Annotated in this window: 3 protein-coding genes and 1 pseudogene; all 4 read right to left on the bottom strand. The window is 48.8% G+C overall.

From position 1 onward, the window contains the following. Window positions 1–433, bottom strand: a pseudogene (locus tag ASE98_RS15950) (polysaccharide biosynthesis protein); the annotation flags it as partial. A gap of 83 nt (window positions 434–516) precedes the next feature. After that, window positions 517–1,554: an MraY family glycosyltransferase gene (locus tag ASE98_RS15945; protein ID WP_060542302.1), complete on the bottom strand. Its 1,038-nt coding sequence runs from the start codon at window positions 1,552–1,554 to the stop codon at window positions 517–519. A gap of 2 nt (window positions 1,555–1,556) precedes the next feature. Next, window positions 1,557–2,516: a UDP-glucose 4-epimerase family protein gene (locus tag ASE98_RS15940; protein WP_060542301.1), complete on the bottom strand. Its 960-nt coding sequence runs from the start codon at window positions 2,514–2,516 to the stop codon at window positions 1,557–1,559. After that, window positions 2,516–3,769, bottom strand: coding sequence for a glycosyltransferase family 4 protein (locus ASE98_RS15935; protein ID WP_060542300.1), 1,254 nt, complete (start codon window positions 3,767–3,769; stop codon window positions 2,516–2,518). Before ASE98_RS15935 ends, ASE98_RS15940 begins: the two co-directional genes overlap by 1 nt. Between the last annotated feature and the right edge of the window lie 216 nt (window positions 3,770–3,985).

Genomic DNA, 3,985 nt, shown 5'->3' with positions numbered 1-3,985 from the left:
ACCAGTCACCCAAAAAATACTGACGCATCGCCAGGCGAAGACCACCGATCATGATCAGGCTCAACCACCAGTAGTTGAAAATGATTGAGCGTGGGACGACGTTTAGTTGATTGCTGTACCAATAAACAACTACGCCAAGAATCAGCGACGACAGGCTGACCGCCTTGATGATTGCAATTAACGCATCGTTGCCAAAGTAACGCATGACTGCGCGATACATGCCAAATCGGATGAACAACGGGATAGCAATTACCGGCGCGCTCAAAAAAAGCCACGAATGGACAAACAGGGGATTGACCATATCATCAATACCAAGGCGAACCAGAAATGCCAACCACAGCGCTGCCCAGACGAGAACAACGTCGGCCGCAACCTGAAGGAACCGTTTTTGACGGCGCGGCAGCTCAAGCAACAATTTTCGCAATTTATCCATAACTCCTTTGCACACCCCGAACCGCGCCCCATAGCCTTGCTTGATCAGTGTACATCTCCGGACGCACTAGCCAACTCAAATAATCATAAATCAGATACTGAAGGCGATGATTTTTCGACTTCACCCGCGTGAAATTTTAACGCCAGAATCACGAGGGGGAGATAGGCGATTATCAGCCCTAGCACACCATCTACTCCAAAGGAAGTAACGCAAACCGCAATGGGTAGCAACCAGCCGATATTGATTGCTCCGACAACAAGAGTAACTGGCAAGTGCTTGCGATACCGGCGTGATGCAAACTGATAGGCGTGACTACGATGAGCCTCATAAACTTTGTCACCGCGAACCAGGCGACGAATCAATGTAAAGGTTGCGTCTACAATAAACACGCCCAACAGGATCAGCCAGGCCCAAAGCAACTGTGGTGCAATCCAGGCGGCCTGAATTGAGACGACACCGAGTACCATGCCGATGAATCCACTTCCAGCATCCCCCATGAAGATGCGTGCAGGCGGAAAATTCCAGAAAAAAAATCCTACAACCGCCATCGCTAACAGTCCTGGAACCCATATCTGGCTTTCGAATCCATTCAGCCAATACAGCAGACAAGCTCCCAGGCACGCTGAAATCGCTTCAATACAGGCTAAGCCATCGATTCCATCCATGAAATTGTAAAGATTGAGCATCCAGACAAGATAGACAGTCGCCAGGACGCATCCTAGCCAACCAAGATTCAAAGTCCATCCAAACAAGAGAATCGGAGGCGGACCTCCCAGATAGAACAAGGCCCAAGCGGCCGCAAAAAAATGACCTAACAGGCGCCAACGTGCTGCTACATGACCATGATCATCAATAAAACCCACGACTGCGACCAGGCCACCCGCTCCCCCGATAGCAATCAAAAGTGGCATGGTTGCCAACTTCGCCCAGGCCAGAAACGGTAGCGCCAGCAAAAATGCGATGACGATCGCGACACCGCCGCCCGTGGGGATGGGTACTAAATGAGAGCTACGCGCATTGGGGACGTCAACAACCCTTCGAGCCAATGCATAACGACGTAATACGGCTGTCAATATTAATGAAACAATCGCAACCGCAGGTATTAACCACAAATAGATCATTGTTATTTACTTTCTATAAAATATCGTGCTGTAGCTCTCAGCGCATCATCCGCCGAGACTGGAGGCTTCCATCCCAGCAATGAACGAGTTTTGCTTATGTCTACCTGCAACGATCCGCATAACCGGTTTGTCAGCGCTTTCTTTCCGACCAACGTAGCTAATCCTCGCAGAATGCCAGTAGGTATTGGTACAAGCCGAGCCGTACGCCCAAGGCCAAGCGCTATTTTGCGGAGCAATTGAGTGGTAGAAAGATCCTCACCATCACTGACCAGAAAGGTTTGGTTAGCGGCCGCCGGATGAATGATACAGGTGACAATCAAATCCACCAGATTGTCCACAGCTACGAAACTACGGCTGTTGTGAATCGCTCCAAATGGAAGGGGAAAACCTTTATCGAGCCATCGTATCATACTTAGAAAGTTAGCCTTGACCCCCGGGCCGTAAACCAGCACTGGCCTTATGACCACTACCTCCATCCCGGTTTCCATGGCCAATTCTCGCAACCGCTCTTCGGCTTCCATCTTGGATATCCCATAGGAATCTGCCGGAGCTGGCGTGTCATCGGGAGAATACGTGATCCCCCTATTGGTACTTTCGCCATTCACCTTGATGGAACTGATGAATATGAAGCGACGAACGCCTGCAGACGCAGCCTGGCGCGCAAGATTCACTGTACCTTCAACATTGACTCGCCTGAATGCCGCCAAGGGGTCAATGTCGGCATCATTCATCACGTGAACGCGAGCCGCAGTATGTATGACAATGTCTACGCCGATGAGACCGTTTTTCCAGGATGTAGCTCCATCAATACTGTCAACGTGGATCGTCGAGACTTGATTATGAAGTAATTGCGATCCATTACGCAGCGCGACAATGACAGTGTAGTTTCTTGCGAGCAGACACCTTAGAGTCGCCCCACCAACAAAGCCTGTTGCACCAGTTAAAAATACATTCTTCGACATTACTGAGTGGTCCTTCGCAACGTAGCAACGCGAAACAGCACTTCCAGACGCTCCATAAGTGCAGATTTGGAATAGTGGTTCAAATAGTAGGACCGCCCCGAACGCCCCATAGCCTCACGTTGAGCAGAGGATTTGGTGGCCAACTCCAGAGTAACCCTCACCAGCCCTTGGACATCACCTGAAGGGCAAGAAAATCCTGCGCCAGACTCTTCGATTACGCGTGCAGCCTCCCCATTGATCATACCCAGAATCGGCTTGCTTGAAGCCATATAAGCCTGGATTTTCCCGGGAATAGTTTTCTCGAATATATCATGGGTTTTCAACGAAACCAGCAACCCATCGGCACAAGCAAACACCCCAGGCATCTCGCTCAGAGGGTGTCGCCCCAGCAGCAATACGTTGCTCAAGTTTCTTGTCGTGACTTGTTCATGTAACCATTTACTCATACGCCCATCCCCCACAATCACCCAACGCACTGCAATTTTGCTCCTCAATGCTTCTGCGGCCTCCAGGATCGCGGGGAAATCTTGCGCTTCGCCTAAATTTCCTGCAAAAACAATCGTGAAAACCGAATCATCTCGCTCTAGCAAACTTGAAGGGAGTGGAGTGGAAGACGAAAAATCATCCTCAGCCCAACTTGGAAAATAAATCAAACGCTCTGGGGGGATTTCCTTCGTGCAATATTGTTTCACGTTATCAGCGAAACCTTTGGACTGCAAAAGCAAATAATCAGCACGATTGTAGATTGTGCTAACTACCCGTCCGACCAAAGATAACAACGTAGGCTGACGGAGTACCCCTACTGCCCTCAGAGTATCCGGCCAAAGATCTAGGATCCAGACAAAAACCGGGACTTTCTTTATCCGCCCCAGCACCACTGCGGGAATTGCAGCCATAATAGGAGACACTGCGTATACGAATACCGCATCAAACCTCTCACTTCTAAGCTTGAAAACACCAAGTGTGGAAGCGCTGAGAAAAAAAGATATGTAATTTAAAATCAGGCTGACACTACATTTTCCACGCGAGACTAATGGAACTCTAACTATGCGCGCACCGAAGTAATTTTTGAAACGCTCAGGACTGGTACTAAATTCCGAAAAAACTGAGCCCTCGGGGTAATTTGGCCATCCGGTCAACACAACGACCTCATGACCACTTTCCGAGAAATCACGAACCAAGTCATTGATACGCATATTCTCCGGCCAAAAATACTGCGTAACTACCAGAACCCTTAACTTATTTTTAATCATTTCTGCAGCTCAACTCAGCATTTTTTGCTTATACAAGGCTACTGCAGATAACCCCATTGCTTTATCGGAAGTATTCGGAATGCAGTGCCCAGCACCGCAGCCATTACGAATAGTTGAAGCTCCATGACATGAATTGAGTGAAGTAGCTTTTCCAAAGCTGCACTTTAAACTTAGGCTATGTCATGGGACTGTCAAAAATGTGTACGTTACAGGATA

The sequence above is a fragment of the Pseudomonas sp. Leaf48 genome, assembly GCF_001421885.1.
GTDB lineage: Bacteria > Pseudomonadota > Gammaproteobacteria > Pseudomonadales > Pseudomonadaceae > Aquipseudomonas.
Note: the sequence above shows the minus strand (reverse complement) of the source record. Positions and strands in the feature narration are given on the sequence as shown.